Origin of the sequence: Streptomyces sp. NPDC057654, assembly GCF_042800135.1 — a bacterium.
Classification (GTDB): domain Bacteria; phylum Actinomycetota; class Actinomycetes; order Streptomycetales; family Streptomycetaceae; genus Streptomyces.
The window spans coordinates 1-1,785 of the sequence record NZ_JBHVHQ010001254.1 but is presented as its reverse complement, the minus strand read 5'-3'; the positions used below and the strand labels follow the sequence as shown (position 1 = coordinate 1,785).

Sequence of the window (1,785 nt, the reverse complement as noted above, 5' to 3'; positions counted from 1 at the left end):
GGCGCGGCCCGGTGCCGGTCGGGCCCGCCGAGCTCGTCACCGCCCTGATAGGCGCTTTCCCAGTCGCCCACGCCGACGGGCCCGCCGCCCGCCGGATGTCCGGTGTGGGGGTCCGCGCCGTGCCCGGAGGCGTGGGCCGGACCCGGGGCGTGGGCAGGGGGTGGCGCGTGGGAGGACGCCGGTACGTGGGAGGACGCCGGTACGTGGGAGGACGCCGGTACGTGCGAAGGGTTCGGGCCCGATCCGTGGCCGGAGAGGAACCCCTGTCCCTGCTCGGGCGGCGGCCCGCCGGTCGCCGAGGGCTGGTACGCGGGCGGCTGCTCGTACGGCGGCATCGCCCCGGACGCGGACCGCGGCATGGGGGCGGACTGCGGCGCGGGCCCGGAGGACGGCTGCGCGAACGAGGCCGCGGAGGCGGGAGGCTGTGCCGGGCGCGGCGGCGTGGCCCGCGGTGGTGTGGCCGGCCGGCTGCCGCCCCCGCGCGCGCCCCTGCTCCCGGATCCCGCGCCGGACCGGCCGCCCCGCCGCTCCTCGATCATTGTGACCGCGCTGTCCGGCAGCCAGGCCGACGCCGTGCCGCTGTCGTCGGCCTCGGAGGCGAAGAGATGCGGCGCGAGCTGCGACTGGAGGTCGGCGGGGCTCGGCCGCTGGTCGGCGGACATCTGCATACAAGATTCGAGCAGCGGACGGAGTTCGTCCGGCAGTCCGCCCAGGTCGGGGCCCTCGCGCAGCAGCATGAAAACGGTCTCGACCGGGTTCGCGCCATGGAACGGCGCATGGCCGGTGGCCGCGAAGACCAGGGTCGAGCCGAGCGAGAAGATGTCACTGGCGCCCGTCACGCTGCGCGAGTCACGAGCCTGCTCGGGCGACATGTAGGCCGGGGTGCCGACGGCGACGTTCGTCATGGTCAGCCGGGTGTTGGAGACTCCGCTCGCGATGCCGAAGTCGATGACGCGCGGGCCGTCCTCGACGACGAGCACGTTCGACGGCTTGAGGTCCCGGTGCACCAGTCCGGCACCGTGGATGGACTGGAGGGCCTCCGCGATGCCGGCCGCCAGCCAGCGCACCGCCTGGGCAGGGAGGGGGCCGCACTCGTTGATTATTTCCTCAAGAGAGGGCGCGGGCACATACGCGGTGGCGAGCCACGGCACGGCGGCACGCGGGTCGGCGTCGACGACGGCCGCGGTGTAGAAGCCGCTGACGGCGCGGGCGGCCTCCACCTCGCGTGTGAACCGGACGCGGAACAGCTGGTCCTCGGCCAGCTCGGTCCGCACCGTCTTGATCGCGACCCGCCGGCCCGAGGCCGAGCGGGCGAGATAGACCAGCCCCATGCCACCGGCGCCGAGTCGGCCGAGCACCTCGAACGGGCCGATCCGCCTCGGGTCGTGCTGCGTCAGCTGCTCCACCACTGGCCTGCCACCTCCCCGTGGGGCTCGAAGGGTTCCAGCCCCGTGCAGCGTCTCACCGCGAATTGTCTCGGGGTACGCATCCCGATTCTTCCTGGCCGAAGCCCCGGTTGCGAACCCGGGTGCGCTTCGCCGTGTCTCCACCACATCCGGAACGCCTCACCCCGTACGGAACGCCTGGGCACGTACGGGCGGAACGTCGCTTTCGTACGGTCCGGCGGCCCCTTTCGTACGGCCCTGTGACACTCCGGCGACGGCGCGGCGGTCGCCTTCGAGCGGCCCCGCGATGGCCCCGCGATGGCCCGGCGGTCGCCTTCGTACGACCCGACGACGGCCCGGCGATGCCCCTCCCGTGCCCGCCGCCCTGCCCGCCGCCGCG

2 protein-coding genes are annotated in these 1,785 nt (G+C 74.6%); both read right to left on the bottom strand.

The genetic code is table 11. From position 1 onward, the window contains the following. A partial coding sequence (locus tag ACFU99_RS42585; RefSeq protein ID WP_384403870.1) for a serine/threonine-protein kinase occupies window positions 1–1,409 on the bottom strand: 1,409 nt, incomplete at its 3' end. 156 nt (window positions 1,410–1,565) lie between these two features. Then, window positions 1,566–1,785: hypothetical protein (locus ACFU99_RS42580; RefSeq protein WP_384403867.1), on the bottom strand; the 220-nt coding region annotated here is incomplete at its 5' end.